We start from the raw sequence: 16,260 nt of genomic DNA, 5'->3' as shown, positions 1-16,260 counted from the left end.
ATCAGTAGCTTTTTCGTAAAGCATTAAAAATAAGCACGAAGCTGGATGTTTCCTGTATGAACTGTTGTCCCAGTCTCGCTTTTACGGCCTTGATAGTTTAAATTTACGTCCAAAAATTGCGTAATGTTTTTCTGCAAAAGCAATTTCCATACTAAGTTTTGCCCAGCCTGAAGTCCTTCCAACATTTGAAAACCTACGGATGAAAATTCATTTCCATCAAATTTATTTTCATAGAAAGAAAACTCTCCATTTACCGTAACTTTTTTTTCACCTGCATAAGAAAAGGATGTTCCAAGCCGGTTTTGGCGCAAAGTTTCTAAATTTCCAATCTGATTTTCTTTGTTCTGAAATTCATAAAAGAAATCTAAACTCGTGTTTTTTGAAAACAAATAACTGATTTTTGGTGCCAATTGATACCCTTTTAAATCGTAGTTTTTTTCGACAAAATCTTCTGAAACCAAATCGGTTTTAATGGTTTTGGTAAAGAAATTAAACAGCCAGCTTTTTTGATATAAATGTGTGTATTGCAATTGGTGCGAGTTGTTTGTGACCGTTTGTGAGCCAACTGAAAGCAAATTTTTTCCTTTATTGACCAGATAGGAATACGTAACTGAATGTTTCTGTTTACCTCTATTGTAAAATAAACTGTTTCTGAAACTCGAATTTAATCCCAAAATGTTTTCTTCAGAAGAAGCAAACGGATTCAGTTCTAAACGCTCGCCTTCACTTTTTACTTTTCGATCCATGATAAAGGAAGTCTGATTGTAAAAATAGGAAGCAAACTTTTTAAGTCCTTCTTCATTTTGCCATTGCAAAGGATTCAAAGCCACAGATTGTGAAAATTTATTTTGATTGGTTTTGATGTAAACCTGATTTGGTAAAAAGATCCTGATAAATCTGGCCTGATCCGAAAATTGGGCAATTTCAAACTCTTCCAATTCCTGAATTCCGTTACCATTATAATCGTTCCAGGTATAAACGCCCTGGCCGGTTGGAACTTCAATATAAGTGAATTCCTGTTGCGCAATAGTTCCTGAACTCGTTTCGTAGGCCGTTCCAAGTTGCATCAACTGATTAAAAAAACGGTCAGTGTATAGAATTCTCGAATTTAACGAAGGTTCATTTTTTCGAGTAGCGTCCGTAAAATCTAAAGTTCTGTAACTTGCATAAACAGCTAAATCTGTTGTTTTGTTCTGAATCAATTTTGATCGGAAATAATATGTTTGCGAATTGTTTACATGCTGCAATAATCCATTTTGTAAACTGTCGTTGCGTCGCTGTAAAAAACCAATCTCAGCAAAAACTTTCGTACTATCACCACGACCAATAAAAGCACCATATTCTGAAAATCTTTGGCTCAAAGCCGAAAACTGATTGGTAACCTTATCTTTTTCCTGATTGTCTTCAATTTGAAAGCTGCCTCCAATCCAGTTTTTTCCAAAATGATATTTGGTTTTGGCTTGATTTCTAATGAATTTCGATGTTGACGTCGTGGCATCAGAATTCAAAAAACTACCCTGATTTTCGATAGTCCATTTGTTTAACTTAAAAAATGCGGTTGTAGTATGTCGTGCTCCCGAATAACTTTCGGTATAGTCTAACTTTTCGAATTGATAGCTAAATAATCCAATATTCGAAGTTTCTTTTTTAGCAAACAAATTAAAATTCAAACCGGTTACCAACAGACTTTGATTTCCAAAAAGAGTAGTGTTTAAATTCCAGTCACGGTTAAATTCAATATTATACAAACGCTCCACAGATCTAAAATCTTCCTGTACGAATTGATAATTTGCAAATCCGTCTAAAGTCCAGGTTCGTGTAAAAAGCCGTTTTTTGATGTTGGTTTTAAGCGCAATTCCATCGTTATTTGCATCGTCAATACCAGAAAATAAATTTTTATCGTTGTTGCTCATTGCAATTTCAAAATCAACATTGGTTTTTTCGTCAGGATTGTATTTTCCTAAAAAAGTAGCAACCTGAATTTTTATTGGCGAAACCAATTGTACGATTGGTTCATAATTTCCTTGTGGAATTCCATCAACAGGAGCAATATATTCGAAGATTCGTTCGACTGTATTACTGTTTTGAATGATGTAATTCCCAAGATTATTTCCCACAAGACTAAACTTTACATTATATAAAACCTCATTAGAATCGCTGGAATATTCATAAATTTCAACTGAATTGACCAATGTTTTCCTGTACAGAATTTTGTTATCGGCATATTTGTCCACATAAGCAGATGGTGCAGTCATAAGTGTGGGATCGTCTCCCGCCTGACTTAAAATTTGTACCTGTTCTGGTGAAAGATTCTGTTGTAAAGGCTGATTTTTTAAATCATTTTCAGAATATAAATAACCTCCAAAACTCCAGCTTTTGTTTTCATGTGTTGCGCCGGCGTAGGTTACTAATCGATTGTAATTTCGTTCTGAATATTGATACTCAACATTAATTCTCATTTCAGACGTGATTGTAAAAAGGGAAGTAAACACAATTTCCCCAGCATTATAATCAATCACATAATCATTGTTTTCACCACGTTTTAATAAGACACCATTAACGTAAACGCGTTCCGAACCGGAAATAACTAAAACATATAATTCTCCATTTTGTCCTTTTAATTTATAAGGACCCTGATTGCCTTCCTGTCCAGTAAAAGTACTTTTAGCATATTGTCCTTTTACAAAAGCAACCGATGCAAAAACGTTGGTTTTACTTTCGTCATTCCCAAAATTAAAACTGGTTGAAAGCCCCTGCACCTTTTTATTGAAACTTAAAAATTGCGTTTTTCTGTTTTCTAAAAAAACATCGCCTGCGCGTATGTTCCAGTCATCGCTAAAGAGTTCCATGAAAATATTATCAAACTGATCCAGTTTTTGTGAATATCCGCCATCCTGCAGCGGAATATTGCTATCCTGAAGTGAAGCTCGTAAACTGACTTTGTCTGATATCTTTCCGGTAATCTGAAGATCAAGATTGGAGTTTAAAACAGTATTTTGGTTGTTACCGATCGTGACGCCGCGTGTAATACTTCCGGAGGTATTCAAGCCATCAAACGGAGTGACTTTTTTCGCGTTTGGATTTTCTATTTTATACAATTTTTCCGTTCCAACGTCATTACTAACTACCTGGCTTTCCTTATAAAGACCATATTCTTTGGTTAAGAAATCTGGATATTTTAGGTAATTAACAATTAAAGTATCTGAAGTTGATGAAAATTTTTCGTTTAAAAGTAGAGTTCCTTTTTGGAAATCAATTTTATAAAAGGTTGAATCAATAGGTTCGTTTTTGGTATTCAAAAGCTGAAAAAAACCTGAATTAATACTGAATTCTTCAAGATGAATAGTATCGCGGGTTGCTATTACTTTTTTGGTTTTATACGCTGATTCTGTTTCCTGGGCATGAAGTCCAGAAAACCAGAGAATAACCGTTAAAAACAGTAATTTTTTCAACATAAATACTTTAACTCTAAAAAGCCAAAAGTAGTATTTATAATTGGGAAATTTTGGATGTATAGTTTCGCTCTTTAGAAAGGAATACTATTTGTAAAAATGAAATGCCAAACCAAAAATTATCTGGTATTCCTTATTTGATTTATCATTAAAATAAAAAATGAAACCGTCAGAATAATTGAAATTATCATTTTAATATTATTGGTATCGTGACTGGAATGGTAAAAAAAGTAAGCTAAGTAGGTGCAGAAAAGAATTGCAACACTATATTTTAAAAGATATAATTTCATGTTTTCAGGAATGACAGTGGCTTACTTATTTGACATTTATGAAAAAATAAAAGCGATGGCAATTATGACGATGACTAAAAATACCGAATTTGGATTGGCAAAGTTAATCGTCCATCCTAATTGTTTGATTCTCTTAGGAGGAAAAAGTCGGCTATCTTCAGGGTTATAATAAAAAAATCCCCAGATCCAGTTGTCCGGATCGTTTTGCCATTTGTCCAGATTTTCGGGGTCGTTATTAAAATTCATGGTTTAACTTCTAAAGTATTCCTAATAAGGCTAAATTACAGTTTTGTAAACGTTTATATTATGCGATTATCGGGTAAAATGTGCTATTTGTGTTTTTTTCTTTTTAAAAATAAATTATTTTTTGTGAGTATATATTTATAAAAGTGTCCTCTATTGTTTTGAAAGGTAAACAACGGAATTATGAATAGTCTAATAGGAAATAAACTCAAATTATTGAGAAAAAATAAAGATATGTCCCAAGAAGAAGCGGCAGATTATCTCCATATGTCACAATCGGCTTATGCCAGAATGGAAAGTGGTGAAAGTGGTTCGTGGGCAAATCATATTTTTAGAATCTGCAAAATTTTTGATATAACTCCAGAAGAGTTATTGAAAAGGGAAAAAAATCAAAAAGAAATTCCTTCTTCTGATGGTACTACTCAAATATCAGATAATATAATTGAGCAATACGAAGAACGAATAAAGCATCTGAAAAAGGTAATTAAAGATTTGAAAGCGAATAAAAAACAAGAATAGCCCATAATTTTTTTTAGCTTTGTCCTGATAAAATAAACTTATATTATGGATACAGGTAAGGAACTTTTATTCTTTTTTAGTGCTTTGGGAGTTTTTAACGGAATTATTTTAGGTGTTTATTTTTTCTTCTTTACAAAGAAAAAGTACCTGACCAATTATTTCCTTGGAGCACTTTTATTCGCCCTAAGCATACGAATTGGGAAATCGGTTTTTGTGTATTTTGATTCGGCTTTGCCAAAAATGTATCTGCAATTTGGACTTACAGCTTGTTTTTTTATTGGTCCGTGTTTGTATTATTTTCTTAAATCGGCAATTGAAGAAATCAATATAATGCCGAAGCTCTGGAAACTCACACTTCTTTTCTGGGCGATTCTTATTATTACTGTAGGTATTTTATTTCCGTATGAAGAATACCCTGAACTCTGGCGTGGTTATTTTATAAGAATTATTTATTTTCAATGGTTTGTGTACATTGTTTTTTCAGGTTTTGCGATCAAAGATATATTGGCAAAAATCATAAGTAGAAAACACAAGTCAACTCCGGCAGAAACTTGGTTTGGAATGCTTTTTCTAGGTAATTTTTTATTATTTCTTTTTTACTTTCTGTCAATAATGGGAGCTCCGGGAGCAACTTACATTAGTGGTGCCGTGGTTTTCTCTTTCATTCTGTATCTAATTATTTCGATTCTTTTATACCGAAAAAAAACAGATGATTTGTTTCTTTTGAATAATCAGAAGTATTCCGGTAAGAAAATAGATTCAGCAGAAGGAGCAATATTATCCCAAAAATTGGAAAATGTAATGACTGAGAAAGAATTGTTTAAAAACGCTAATCTAACTTTACAGGATTTGGCTAAAGAAGTGAACATTTCAAGTCATCAACTCTCTCAATTTTTAAATAATAATCTGGGGAAGAATTTTACGAGTTTTATCAACGAGTTCAGAATAAATGAAGCCTGTGAAATTATTAAATCAAGTGATAAATTTACTTTAGAAGCTGTAGGTTATGATGTAGGTTTTAATTCTAAATCAGCTTTTTTTGCTGCTTTTAAAAAACATACAGGAAAAACACCTTTAAACTACCAATTGCAGGTTTTATAACTATTAAACAGAGTAGCGATTTATAAATCCGTACTCCTGATTTCTCTTTCGGGGACTTCCTTTAGCGATTTTCGATTGACTTTTGTCTCATAAAAGTCAAATTTATAATCGCTTAAATTTATGAAATTCCAAGTTTCAGTTCTCTTCTCCATTTGCAGTCTGCTTTTGTATCCCACAGAAGCAAATGCACAGACAGCACAAGCTATTACAGATAAGACCATCGTTAAGAATAATGAGTTAAATGAGGTTGTCATTAAAAAACAAACGCAATTAGTAAAGCATTCTTCAAACGGAACAATCGAAGTAAATGTGGCCAATACATTGCTTTCGACCAGTAGTTCTGTAAATGAATTATTAAGCAGGGTTCCAAATGTAACTGTTGCGGAAGGGCAGATTAGTGTACTCGGAAAAGGAGAAGCGATCATTTACCTTAACGGTATATTGATTAACTACGAAAGGTTTGCCGCAATCCCGGTTTCGCAAATTTCGAAAATTGAAGTAATTCCAAATCCTTCAGCAAAGTATGATGCCGAAGGGAAAGCAGTAATTAATATTATTACCAAAAAAAATATTGAAAATGGAATTATGGGAACGGCGAGTCAGCAAGTAACGGTCTCTGAATTTGCCGGGACAAGTACCAATACACTACTTGATTTTAATTACACAAAAGGGAAATTTTCTTTTATAACCAATTATGGCTTGCAATTAGGAAGAGGGAGAGAACTCTTGTACACAACCAGAACACGACCAGATCCGGAGGAGTTTATGAAATCAGAATTGACTACAGATTGGAAGCGTCAGTTTAATAACTTTTCTAATTTCGGATTTGGGGTTCAATATACTTTTTCCGAAAAGAATTACATTTCACTTGCCTATAGTGGTAATATTGAAGATTTAGGCGGAGTTGTTGAAAGTCGAAATTCAATAGAAAGTAATACAGGGAATAGCTTTTATGCTACTGATATTGATAAAAATGACGTTTTGCTGAATCAGTTTGTGAATTTGAATTACAATGCAATAACGGATAAAAAAGGGTCATCTTTATTTATTGGATCGCAATATTCTAATTATAACGGAACCATAAAAGATTTTATTGATGAAAAGGGCTTGGTAAATGACGACATTACACAAAAGTATCTTAAGAATAATGTTGGTAATACTATAAATATAATAGCCACTCAGGTAGATTATTCAAAAAAAGTTAAAGAAGACACCAGACTGGAAACGGGAGTGAAGTATAGTTATGCGACTATAAAATCAGCTACAGATTTTTTGATTGCGGATATAGATGATATGAACTTTGAGTTTGATGACGAACTATCAAGCGATTTTAAATATCAGGAACGTATTGGCGCGGCCTATTTTAATTACGGAAGTTCAATAGGTGACAAGTTTGATTTTTCTGTTGGCGCAAGAGGCGAATGGACGAAATATAATTTGTACACGAATGCAAACGGGGTTCAAAAATTCGAGAAAAACTATGGAAATCTTTTTCCCAACGTACTTTTAAATATGAATTTTTCTGAAGATTGGAAAGGTCATTTTTCGTATGTGTCAAGAATTACCAGACCAAGATATCAGGCGCTAAATCCGTATGTTATTTATCAGGATCCGTTTACAACCATCGAAGGAAATCCTGATTTGCTTCCGGAAAAAATTCATGCATTTGAAATTGGAACAATGTATAAAAAGTTTGATTTTAAAATAGGTTACACGTATAAAATTGACCCTATTTCTGGAGCAGCTTTGCGGGGAAATACCCCAAACAGTTATATTTTACGATCGTTAAATCTTGATAAAGGACATGTGTTTTTCACTTCACTTTCAAGATCTTTTAATGTAAAATGGTGGAATTCTACTAATACAGTAAGCATGAATTTGACCAAATCCGTAGATGATTTTTATGAGTTTGAATTGGGTCCGGTTAAACCCCAGATTTATTTGTACTCGAATAATACATTTACAATTCCAAATCTTTTTAAGCTACAGCTGCTTGCCTGGTATTTAGGAGATAGGAGTTATGGATTGGGAAGTGATAATAGCCGATCGACAATAACAGTAGGAATCGAAAAAAACTTTTTTAAAGAGGCGCTAAAACTGAATTTCACCGCAAATGATATTTTTCATAACTTTATGGTTTCGGGAGATTATAATGTCGGGCAAACTCAAATATATTATCATAGAACGTATACAACAAACTACTTTAGACTTATGGCAACCTATAGTTTTGGGAATTCGAAAAAAACAAATTATAAGAAGTCAGAAATTGAGCAGACTGAGAATAACAGGGCACGTTAAGATTCAAAAAAAGGCTTCACGATTCGTGAAGCCTTTCTATAAATATATTGAATTGAAATAATTACCTTTTATGAAGCAATATTAATTGAGTTCTTTAGTTACAATCTGCATTGTTTCTCTACTCACTTGTTTTAATAAAACTTCTTTATTGTCTTCAACGGTTTGTGCAGCTTGTTCTGTAAAATGACGAATAGTGTACAAAGTCACATTTTCATTAAAATCAACTTTGAATTTTTTAGAAAGGATGGCATTCAAGTCATTAAAATTCCCAAATTTATCTTCTACACAAACAGAAAAACTAATAGCAGAATTCTGAATTAAATTTACTTTGATTTTGAATTCGTGGAATAAACCAAAAATCTCACTGATGTTTTCTTCCATGATAAAAGAAAAATCAATTGAAGAAAGCGAAATCAAAAGCTGTTCTCTTTTTACGATAAAACAAGGATATTGTGGTTCTAAATCAACACCTTTAGAAACACAAGTTCCTTTTAATAATGGGTTGATAAACGATTTTACATATAATGGAATTTCTTTTTTCTGTAGCGGTTGTAATGTTTTTGGGTGAATTACCGTCGCTCCGTAAAAGGCTAATTCGATTGCTTCGCGATATGAAATTTGATTCAACAAACTTGCATTTTCAAAATAACGCGGATCCGCATTCATAACTCCGGGAACGTCTTTCCAGATTGTTACACTTTCAGCATTTAAGCAATAAGCAAAAATCCCTGCAGTATAATCAGAACCTTCACGGCCTAATGTGGTTGTGAAATTATTTTCATCTGCACCTAAAAATCCTTGTGTGATGTTTAATTGTTTTCTTGGTACATTTTTGCTGATAAGTTGTTGTGTAGTTTCCCAGTCAACTTCAGCATCACGATAGTTAGCATTGGTTTTAATGAAGTTGCGAACGTCAAGCCATTGTGTTTTAATTCCCATGAAATTCATGAAATGACTTAAAATTGTAGTCGAAATCAACTCTCCAAAACTCACAATCTGATCGTAAACAAAATTGTAATTTGGAGATTTATTATGTGCTAAAAAATATTCTAATTCTGTGAATTGATCCTTTACAGCTGCAAAAACAGCATTTTTTTCATCTTCAAATAAATCTAATAATATTTGATTGTGATATTTCTTGATTTCCTGAACAGAGGAATTCAGCTCGGCCGATTTGTCAAAATAATTCTTGATCACAACCTCAAGAGCATTTGTTGTTTTTCCCATCGCCGAAACAACCAAAATCACATCTTCGTAACCTACTTTTTGTAAAACGTCATAAACGTTTTTAATTCCATCTGCATCTTTTACTGATGCTCCTCCAAATTTAAATACTCTCATTGTTAATTTTAGATTTTTAATTTTAGATTTCAGATTAATGAAATCTGATATTTTTTTATAATTTTTCCAGAAATGAATTAATTCCTGCTTCATCCATTTGAACTACTTGCCAGTCTTCAAGAATTCTCGCGCCTGAATTCTTGTAAAAGTTAACTGCAGGTGTATTCCAGTCTAAAACATTCCAATCAATTCTTCTCACATTATCTCTTTTTCCTTGCTTCATAATTTCAGCATAAAGTGCAGAACCTAATCCTGTACCACGCATTTTTTCTTTCACAATTAAATCTTCAAGATGTATTGTTTTTCCTTTCCAGGTTGAGTAACGATAATAATATAATGCAATTCCAACAATTTCTTTCTGTTGTTCATTATTCTCAATCTCTGCAACAAAGACATGAAATAATGGTTTTTCACCAAAACCATCGCGTATTAAATCAACTTCGGTTATTACAACAGCTTCTGGTTCTTTTTCGAATATTGCCAACTCCTGTATCAATCCTAAAACTGATTTCATATCCTCAGGATTTCCTTTTCTAATATTCATAATTTGTAAAATTTATTTTCAGTATTGTCCTTTGTTTTAAAGTGTTTATTTGTGTAAACTTTTTCTTAAGGTCAATTCCTATATTCTTATTATTAAGTGTTTATTAGCTAAAAAAGTGTGTTTTTACTACGTGCTTTCCAGCTTTAATTAGCAAATATACAATAGTAGCAAACTAACAAAATAATTTTTAAATCATTCTCACAAAATAAACGATATTTGTGACTTAAAAATAAATCTACAACGATATAGTAATGGAAGAACGCAATAAAACACTGGGAGAGTTTATTATTGAGAACCAAAAAGCATTTCAGTATTCGTCGGGGGAGCTTTCCCGAATTATCAACTCTATACGTTTGGCGGCAAAGGTTGTCAACTATAAAGTAAATCAGGCTGGATTAGTCGATATTATTGGCGCCGCAGGCGAACAAAATATCCAGGGCGAAGACCAGCAAAAATTAGATGTCTATGCAAACGAAGTATTTATTCAGACGTTAATAAACCGTGAGATTGTCTGTGGTATTGCTTCAGAAGAGAACGACGATTTTATAACTGTTCAGGGGAGCGACAACAGTCATAATAATAAGTACGTGATCTTAATGGATCCGCTTGACGGATCTTCAAACATTGATGTAAATGTTTCAGTGGGAACTATTTTCTCTGTTTTTAGAAGAATTACACCAATTGGAACGCCGGTAACAAGCGAGGATTTTTTACAACCGGGAATCAATCAGGTAGCAGCAGGATATGTAATTTATGGAACGTCAACAATGTTGGTTTATACAACCGGACATGGTGTGAATGGTTTTACGTTGAATCCGGCAATCGGAACATTCTATCTTTCACATCCAAATATGAAATATCCGAAAGACGGAAATATCTATTCGGTAAACGAAGGGAATTATGTTCATTTTCCGCAAGGAGTAAAAAATTACATCAAGTATTGTCAGCGTGAAGAGGATGATAGACCTTATACTTCAAGATATATTGGAAGTTTAGTGTCAGATTTTCACCGAAATATGATTAAAGGAGGTATTTATTTATATCCGACAAGCTCAAAAGCGCCAAAAGGGAAACTACGTTTATTATACGAATGTAATCCGATGGCTTTTATTGCTGAACAAGCGGGAGGAAAAGCAACAGATGGTTTCGGTAGAATTATGGAAATCCAGCCAACGGAATTGCATCAAAGAGTTCCGTTTTTCTGCGGAAGTTATAATATGGTAGAAAAGGCTGAAGAGTTTATGGCAGCTGAGTAGGTTTTAGTATTCAGTGTTCAGTTTTTAGTATTCAGTCGCAGATTTTGAGGCTAAGCAAACCCGACAGGTTTTTAAAACCTGTCGGGTTTCTTTTGCGGTTATGTTACGTTTTAACTTAAAACAGAAAAACCCGAAAGATTAAAAATCTCTCGAGTTTATATTTTAATTTCAGCTTAAAAACTGAATACTAAAAAACTGAATACTGAATACTATTTATTCATATTTTCCATTTCGAAAAGGAATGTATCCAAATCTACTTTTTTGTCTACTAAAGACAAAGCTTTTCTAATAATATGGTTTACGTTTCCTGGCGTAAATCCTAAAGCTAATCCCATACGGGTTAACATAACTTCTTGTTGGTCTCCTAAATGGTGGTCAACGTGAACCATTCTCGCTAAGTCGTACAAACGCTCTAAACGCTGCGCATATAAATAAGGAGGATTTATAGAATGTTGCCAAGGATCTTTAAGGATTTCTGTATATTCTTCTTCTGAAATTTCTAATCTTGAAGCTAGTTTGTCTAAAAACGATTTTTCCTCGTCATTAATTTTTCCGTCAGCATAAGCTACACGCACAATTGCAGAGAAATGACCTCTGTTTCTTTGTTTGAATTCGTTATCAAATAATTCTGAAAATGGCATAATTAATAGGGTTTTATATAGAACAAAGATAAATCTTATTTTAATTTAACATTTTAAATTTCTCATAAAATTTAACTTATTTTTCTGCGTTGTTTTAATAGTACGGTTTCTTTACTTTTCAAAATAAATCGTAAGTTTACATCCCCTTAATCAATTAATACCATTACCCCTATGTCAGAATTTTGGATTTATTTTCAGATAGGATTAAAACACGTTTTAGATATCCACGCCTACGATCACGTTCTTTTTTTAATCGCCTTAACTATTCCGTATTTGTTTAAAGACTGGAAACGCATTTTGCTTCTGGTTTCACTTTTTACGATCGGTCACACTTTGGCTTTGTTGCTTTCAGTTTTTGGAATCATCGCTATAAAAGTAAATATAGTGGAGTTTTTAATTCCGATTACCATCTTGATAACCGCCATATTTCATCTTTTTACGGCAGGAAAAGCGACCAAAAATGAAGGTGTGAATTTAATTTTTATGGTAACCCTGTTTTTCGGAATAATACACGGACTTGGTTTTTCTAATTATTTTAAGACTATTTTAGGAGGGTCGCCAAGCTCAAAATTATTACCTTTAGGCGAATTTGCGTTAGGAATCGAAGCAGCGCAGTTAGTTGTTGTTTTTGTAGTTTTGATACTATCCTATATTGTGCAGACCGTATTTCGTTTTTCAAAACGAGATTGGGCACTTGTAATGTCGGCTTTTATTATCGGAGTTGTGATTCCGATGATCATTGAAAGCCCAATTTGGAACAGATAAAATAAATGGATTTAAAAAAAATAAATAAGTACGATAAAGCGTACCTTCGTATTGCAAAAGAATGGGGTGCCCTTTCTTACTGCAAACGTAAACAGGTTGGTGCCATTATTGTAAAAGACCGGATGATTATTTCTGATGGTTATAACGGAACACCATCCGGATTTGAGAATTGCTGCGAAGACGACGAAGGATTAACCCGTTGGGAAGTTCTTCATGCCGAAGCCAATGCAATTTTAAAAGTGGCCAGATCAACACAATCTTGTGAAGGCGCTACTTTGTATATTACACTTTCACCCTGTAAAGAATGTAGCAAATTGATACATCAATCCGGGATAAAGAGAGTGGTTTACCAAAATGGATATCGCGATGATGCCGGAATTCAATTTTTATTAAAAGCAGGTGTTGAAGTTGAACATCTTCCTGTTTTAGAAGAGTAAATGAAATTTAATTCGAAATATTTGCCAATCGTAATCGGAGCTACTTTTGCTCTCGGAACTGTCCTCGGAAGCCTAATGAATGCTCCCGTTGATGACGGACTTTTGGCTAAAAATTACTCCAAAACAAAACTTAATAAACTGATCGATTTTATCAATAACGAATATGTCGACAGTATCAATACCGATTCAATTGTAAACCTGACAGTTGATAATATCTTATCCAAATTAGATCCACATTCTGTTTATATTCCGCCAAGCGAACAGGCAGAAGTGGCGGAAAGCATGAAAGGTGATTTCGTTGGAATCGGAATTAATTTTTATATGTATAAAGATTCTGTTGCGATCATAAAACCAATCGAAAATGGCCCTTCGGCGAAAGCCGGAATAAAATCAGGAGACCGAATTTTATTTGCCGGAAAAACGAAATTATATGGAAGAAAATTGCCTTCAGATAGTTTGTTTTCGAAGTTGAAAGGATTGCAGGGTTCTGAAATTGAATTGACCGTTTTTAGAAAATCGGAACAAAAGAAACTGAAGTTTAAAGTAAAAAGAGATGTTATTCCGATAAAAAGCGTTGATGCTTCTTTATTACTTGGAAATAATGTCGGTTACATCAAAATAAATCGTTTTGCCGAGACTACTTTTAATGAATTTAAAACCGGTTTAACAAGATTAAAACAAAGCGGAATTCAGTCGCTTGTAATCGATCTTCGTGATAACGGCGGTGGTTATATGGAAGAAGCGGTCGCTATTGCCGATGAATTTTTGAAAGACAAACAATTGATCGTTTTTACTAAAAATAAAAACGGAACAACAGAGAAAACATATGCAACAAAAGCCGGAAGTTTTGAAACCGGAAAAGTATATGTTTTGATTAATGAAAACAGCGCCTCTGCAAGTGAAATTTTGGCAGGAGCATTACAAGATAACGATCGTGGAATTATTGTAGGACGCCGTTCTTTCGGAAAAGGTTTGGTACAACGTGAAATGGATTTCAACGACGGATCTGCTGTGCGTTTAACGGTGGCAAGATATTACACGCCAACCGGAAGATCAATTCAGAAACCGTATAAAAAAGGAAACGAAGAATATTTTAAAGAATCAGAATCTCGTATAAAATCGGGTGAACTTTATGCTAAAGACAGTATAAAAGTAGCTGATTCATTAAAATTTAAAACACCAAAAGGTAAAATCGTATATGGTGGTGGCGGAATCGTGCCGGATGTTTTTGTTCCGATGGAAGCAGAGCACGGAAATGAAAACGTTGGTTATTTGCTTCAAACCGGAGTAGTCGGACATTTTGTTTTTGAAGAATTAGATAAAAACCGAAAAGCTTTTGCCGGACTAAAGTTTAATGAGTTTTTGGCTGAAATGAAAAACTCTGATGTTTACTTTAAGAAATTCAAAAACTATATTTTCATGACAGGTCTGGATTTGAAATTAGACAAAACCAAACCTTTAGTGAATCGTTATATCACTGCTGAATTTGCCAGACAATTATATGGTGAAATATATTACTACGATGTGATTTTGAAAGAAGATGCTATGATTAAGGCAGTTCAGAATCCGAAAAAATAACGCTGAAAACTTTTTAATATGAAAATAGAAGCCGTTGTAAATGCTGAAATAGAACTTTTGACTGCTGTTAAAAATGCTGATGTTTTGTTTTTAGAAAAAATCCTTCACGACGATTTGCTTTTTAATTTACCTGATGGAAATACGATTACAAAAGAATTTGATTTGGCTTCTTATCGTTCGGGGAAAATGAAAATTACTACTATTGAAGCTTCCGATCAAACCATAAATCTAATTGGCGATACGGCTGTAGTTGCAGTTACAGTTTCATTAAAAGGTTCTTTTGATAATAGTCCTATAGATGGTGTGCTTCGGTATATCAGAGTTTGGAAACAATTTGATGAAAACTTAAAAGTTATTGCGGGAAGCTGCATTCAATTACAATAAATAATAATAATTTATTAAAATATAATGTAACGAATCTTAGCTGATATAGTTCGAGATTTGTGGTTAAATATATAATATGAAAAATCTAAAAAAAATAAGCTTTCTATTCGTTTTAATGACTTTTGTAATTTCTTGTAAAACTATGAAAGATAGCAGTTCTAATACAGTTACCGGAAAAGTAGATTCAATAGAAGCTGGAAAAGATGGTTATACAGCTAAAATCTCTACAGCTGCCAAAGAAGTGTATTTCGCAACAATCAGTATTGTAAATGTTGGTGGTCCTGAAAATTACAAACAATTAAAAATTGGAGATAATGTTTCTGTAAAAGGAGAAATCTGGAAAACAGAAGATGAAAAACACATTAAAGTTACTGAGATTGTTTCAGTAAAATAATAAGTGAGAAATAAAAAAAATAAACCATTAAGAGATTAAGTTTATTAAGCGCAAAGTCTTAATTTTCTTAATCTCTTAATGGTTTAATTATATAAAAACTTATGTTTTAAATTTTATCGAATACTATCGTGGGCATGAGTCTGTATGCCATTATTCCATAAAGTAAGAATATCTGTGGCAACAGCAGCGCCGCTTCCTGCAGCAATAGCTAATTGACTTCTCCAGCCGGCTAAAGTTCCAATAACGTAAATACCTTCGGCTACTTTGTGATCGTCGTTTTTAAGCTGAATACGTTGTTTTTCGGGAAGTGCTTTTTTGTGTGGTTCAACATACTGCATTAAGCCTTCGATATCAAAAGTATTGGCAGAACCAATTCCGATTACAATGCTTTTAGTTTTGTATGTGTTTTTATTTGTAGTAACAGTAAATTCAGGATAAGTTCCTTCAACTTTAATTACTTTCTCGTTTGGAATCTGAGTAATATGAGGGTAAGTCATGGCGAGATCTTGTGTACTTTCTACAAGTAATTCAGATCCTAATTTACCAGGAGTTATTCCGTATGCATTATAGAAGATCGCTTCCTGCAGCGAAGAATTCTTTTGATGCGTGAAGATTCCGATTTTTTTATCGGTAACAAAAGCTTTGTTTTTGGCAGAACCTAAAACGAGAGCACAAGACATGCCTGATACGCCTCCGCCAATAATTAGAACGTCAAACATATATTTATTATCTGTTGTCGTGCATTTTTTCTTCAATTCTTTTTGAAATTCTAAAAATCAAAAGAATTAATACTGCGCAAAATGCAGCTGCGATCCCAATAAGTGCTACACCGCTATCTCCCTGAAAAGGATTTTTGAAGTCTAATTGCGTAATATTAAAAACAATTAAAGCTAATGCTAAAAGCACTAAGATTGAAGTAAAGATTTTCATAATGGTGGTTTGTTTGTCTAAAAATTAAACTAAAACTCTACGCATATTGTAAATATGTTAAAAGTTCTGTTTTAGAAATTTTATGGG

The 16,260-nt window shown here is 33.2% G+C and carries 16 protein-coding genes; 9 read left to right on the top strand and 7 right to left on the bottom strand.

The window, feature by feature from the left end; translation table 11 throughout:
* Positions 1 to 23: 23 nt before the first annotated feature.
* Together AC3ITQ_RS03035 and AC3ITQ_RS03030 are read right to left on the bottom strand one after the other, a co-directional pair.
* Complete coding sequence (locus AC3ITQ_RS03035) at positions 24 to 3,455, bottom strand: DUF8818 domain-containing protein (RefSeq protein WP_489236759.1); 3,432 nt, start codon at positions 3,453 to 3,455, stop codon at positions 24 to 26.
* A gap of 323 nt (positions 3,456 to 3,778) precedes the next feature.
* Positions 3,779 to 3,988 carry a DUF5808 domain-containing protein gene (locus tag AC3ITQ_RS03030; protein WP_489236758.1) on the bottom strand — a complete coding sequence of 70 codons (210 nt, stop codon included), beginning with the start codon at positions 3,986 to 3,988 and terminating at the stop codon, positions 3,779 to 3,781.
* A gap of 180 nt (positions 3,989 to 4,168) precedes the next feature.
* Here AC3ITQ_RS03030 and AC3ITQ_RS03025 point away from each other — a divergent pair, with 180 nt between their 5' ends.
* The 3 genes from AC3ITQ_RS03025 (at position 4,169) to AC3ITQ_RS03015 (ending at position 7,903) form a co-directional block, all read left to right on the top strand.
* Complete coding sequence (locus AC3ITQ_RS03025; protein WP_489236757.1) at positions 4,169 to 4,504, top strand: helix-turn-helix transcriptional regulator; 336 nt, start codon at positions 4,169 to 4,171, stop codon at positions 4,502 to 4,504.
* Positions 4,505 to 4,549: 45 nt separating this feature from the next.
* Positions 4,550 to 5,605, top strand: a complete 1,056-nt coding sequence (locus AC3ITQ_RS03020) for a helix-turn-helix domain-containing protein (RefSeq protein WP_489236756.1) — start codon at positions 4,550 to 4,552, stop codon at positions 5,603 to 5,605.
* Positions 5,606 to 5,725: 120 nt separating this feature from the next.
* Entirely contained in the window at positions 5,726 to 7,903 is a 2,178-nt protein-coding gene (locus AC3ITQ_RS03015; RefSeq protein ID WP_489236755.1) for a TonB-dependent receptor domain-containing protein, read from the top strand.
* Between the two features lie 81 nt (positions 7,904 to 7,984).
* Here AC3ITQ_RS03015 and AC3ITQ_RS03010 read toward each other — a convergent pair whose 3' ends face one another.
* The gene (locus AC3ITQ_RS03010) at positions 7,985 to 9,244 is read right to left on the bottom strand and encodes an aspartate kinase (RefSeq protein ID WP_489236754.1); all 1,260 of its coding nucleotides are present in this window, start codon (positions 9,242 to 9,244) and stop codon (positions 7,985 to 7,987) included.
* A 55-nt stretch (positions 9,245 to 9,299) separates the two neighbouring features.
* Positions 9,300 to 9,788, bottom strand: coding sequence for a GNAT family N-acetyltransferase (locus tag AC3ITQ_RS03005; protein ID WP_489236753.1), 489 nt, complete (start codon positions 9,786 to 9,788; stop codon positions 9,300 to 9,302).
* Positions 9,789 to 10,039: 251 nt separating this feature from the next.
* Between AC3ITQ_RS03005 and fbp the strand changes: the two genes are divergently transcribed.
* Complete coding sequence (fbp, locus tag AC3ITQ_RS03000; RefSeq protein WP_489236752.1) at positions 10,040 to 11,044, top strand: class 1 fructose-bisphosphatase; 1,005 nt, start codon at positions 10,040 to 10,042, stop codon at positions 11,042 to 11,044.
* A gap of 209 nt (positions 11,045 to 11,253) precedes the next feature.
* Here fbp and AC3ITQ_RS02995 read toward each other — a convergent pair whose 3' ends face one another.
* Positions 11,254 to 11,685: a TerB family tellurite resistance protein gene (locus tag AC3ITQ_RS02995; protein WP_194657400.1), complete on the bottom strand. Its 432-nt coding sequence runs from the start codon at positions 11,683 to 11,685 to the stop codon at positions 11,254 to 11,256.
* Positions 11,686 to 11,856: 171 nt separating this feature from the next.
* On the opposite strand from AC3ITQ_RS02995, the gene AC3ITQ_RS02990 reads away from it, so the two are divergent.
* From AC3ITQ_RS02990 to AC3ITQ_RS02970, 5 genes are all read left to right on the top strand, one after another.
* Complete coding sequence (locus tag AC3ITQ_RS02990; RefSeq protein WP_194657399.1) at positions 11,857 to 12,450, top strand: HupE/UreJ family protein; 594 nt, start codon at positions 11,857 to 11,859, stop codon at positions 12,448 to 12,450.
* A gap of 5 nt (positions 12,451 to 12,455) precedes the next feature.
* Positions 12,456 to 12,887 carry a deoxycytidylate deaminase gene (locus AC3ITQ_RS02985; RefSeq protein WP_194657398.1) on the top strand — a complete coding sequence of 144 codons (432 nt, stop codon included), beginning with the start codon at positions 12,456 to 12,458 and terminating at the stop codon, positions 12,885 to 12,887.
* Positions 12,888 to 14,465 (top strand): S41 family peptidase, encoded by a 1,578-nt coding sequence (locus tag AC3ITQ_RS02980; protein ID WP_072969685.1) that lies wholly within the window; start codon positions 12,888 to 12,890, stop codon positions 14,463 to 14,465.
* A gap of 18 nt (positions 14,466 to 14,483) precedes the next feature.
* Positions 14,484 to 14,849, top strand: a complete 366-nt coding sequence (locus AC3ITQ_RS02975) for a nuclear transport factor 2 family protein (RefSeq protein WP_489236751.1) — start codon at positions 14,484 to 14,486, stop codon at positions 14,847 to 14,849.
* A gap of 76 nt (positions 14,850 to 14,925) precedes the next feature.
* Complete coding sequence (locus tag AC3ITQ_RS02970; RefSeq protein WP_489236750.1) at positions 14,926 to 15,243, top strand: hypothetical protein; 318 nt, start codon at positions 14,926 to 14,928, stop codon at positions 15,241 to 15,243.
* A gap of 113 nt (positions 15,244 to 15,356) precedes the next feature.
* On the opposite strand, the gene AC3ITQ_RS02965 is transcribed toward AC3ITQ_RS02970, so the two are convergent.
* Positions 15,357 to 15,962 carry an FAD-dependent oxidoreductase gene (locus tag AC3ITQ_RS02965; RefSeq protein WP_489236749.1) on the bottom strand — a complete coding sequence of 202 codons (606 nt, stop codon included), beginning with the start codon at positions 15,960 to 15,962 and terminating at the stop codon, positions 15,357 to 15,359.
* 7 nt (positions 15,963 to 15,969) lie between these two features.
* Entirely contained in the window at positions 15,970 to 16,173 is a 204-nt protein-coding gene (locus AC3ITQ_RS02960; RefSeq protein ID WP_056187321.1) for a hypothetical protein, read from the bottom strand.
* Positions 16,174 to 16,260 lie beyond the last annotated feature (87 nt).

Source organism: Flavobacterium sp. KH_001, from assembly GCF_057840745.1.
The sequence above is the reverse complement of the archived record's forward strand: the minus strand, read 5'-3'. Positions and strand labels throughout refer to the sequence as shown.

Excerpts from the sequence above, each read along its gene's own strand:
- fbp (WP_489236752.1), top strand. The coding sequence starts at position 10,040 with ATGGAAGAACGCAATAAAACACTGGGAGAGTTTATTATTGAGAACCAA.
- AC3ITQ_RS02995 (WP_194657400.1), bottom strand. The coding sequence starts at position 11,685 with ATGCCATTTTCAGAATTATTTGATAACGAATTCAAACAAAGAAACAGA.
- AC3ITQ_RS03030 (WP_489236758.1), bottom strand. The coding sequence starts at position 3,988 with ATGAATTTTAATAACGACCCCGAAAATCTGGACAAATGGCAAAACGAT.
- AC3ITQ_RS02965 (WP_489236749.1), bottom strand. The coding sequence starts at position 15,962 with ATGTTTGACGTTCTAATTATTGGCGGAGGCGTATCAGGCATGTCTTGT.
- AC3ITQ_RS02975 (WP_489236751.1), top strand. The coding sequence starts at position 14,484 with ATGAAAATAGAAGCCGTTGTAAATGCTGAAATAGAACTTTTGACTGCT.
- AC3ITQ_RS02970 (WP_489236750.1), top strand. The coding sequence starts at position 14,926 with ATGAAAAATCTAAAAAAAATAAGCTTTCTATTCGTTTTAATGACTTTT.
- AC3ITQ_RS03010 (WP_489236754.1), bottom strand. The coding sequence starts at position 9,244 with ATGAGAGTATTTAAATTTGGAGGAGCATCAGTAAAAGATGCAGATGGA.
- AC3ITQ_RS02980 (WP_072969685.1), top strand. The coding sequence starts at position 12,888 with ATGAAATTTAATTCGAAATATTTGCCAATCGTAATCGGAGCTACTTTT.
- AC3ITQ_RS03005 (WP_489236753.1), bottom strand. The coding sequence starts at position 9,788 with ATGAATATTAGAAAAGGAAATCCTGAGGATATGAAATCAGTTTTAGGA.
- AC3ITQ_RS02985 (WP_194657398.1), top strand. The coding sequence starts at position 12,456 with ATGGATTTAAAAAAAATAAATAAGTACGATAAAGCGTACCTTCGTATT.
- AC3ITQ_RS03035 (WP_489236759.1), bottom strand. The coding sequence starts at position 3,455 with ATGTTGAAAAAATTACTGTTTTTAACGGTTATTCTCTGGTTTTCTGGA.
- AC3ITQ_RS03025 (WP_489236757.1), top strand. The coding sequence starts at position 4,169 with ATGAATAGTCTAATAGGAAATAAACTCAAATTATTGAGAAAAAATAAA.
- AC3ITQ_RS03015 (WP_489236755.1), top strand. The coding sequence starts at position 5,726 with ATGAAATTCCAAGTTTCAGTTCTCTTCTCCATTTGCAGTCTGCTTTTG.
- AC3ITQ_RS02990 (WP_194657399.1), top strand. The coding sequence starts at position 11,857 with ATGTCAGAATTTTGGATTTATTTTCAGATAGGATTAAAACACGTTTTA.
- AC3ITQ_RS03020 (WP_489236756.1), top strand. The coding sequence starts at position 4,550 with ATGGATACAGGTAAGGAACTTTTATTCTTTTTTAGTGCTTTGGGAGTT.
- AC3ITQ_RS02960 (WP_056187321.1), bottom strand. The coding sequence starts at position 16,173 with ATGAAAATCTTTACTTCAATCTTAGTGCTTTTAGCATTAGCTTTAATT.